The organism is Duganella rhizosphaerae (assembly GCF_040364205.1).
GTDB lineage: Bacteria > Pseudomonadota > Gammaproteobacteria > Burkholderiales > Burkholderiaceae_D > Rugamonas > Rugamonas rhizosphaerae.
In genome coordinates, this window is the sequence record NZ_BPWK01000096.1 from 1 (window position 1) to 223 (window position 223).

Below are 223 nucleotides of genomic sequence, written 5' to 3' on the forward strand. Positions count from 1 at the left end.
GGTGGTCAGCGCGGCGACCTGGGCGGAGCTCAGGGCGGCGATGGCGGCGGTCTTGATGGCCGACAGATCGGCCGTTTCCAGCGCGGCGATCGCATCGGTCGACAGCGCGGCAACTTGCGCGGTGCTCAGCGCGGCAGCTTCGGCGGTGGTCAGCGCCACCACTTGATTGGTGGTCAGGGCCTTGACCTGATTGGCGCTCAGGGCGGCAATCGCGTCGGACTTC

At 69.1% G+C, this 223-nt stretch carries 1 protein-coding gene; it reads right to left on the reverse strand.

Annotation, left to right across the window (positions count from 1 at the left end; all coding sequences use genetic code 11):
• Positions 1-223 (reverse strand): hypothetical protein (locus tag RUGAMON1_RS32770; RefSeq protein WP_445234441.1); only part of this gene is annotated, 223 nt, incomplete at both ends.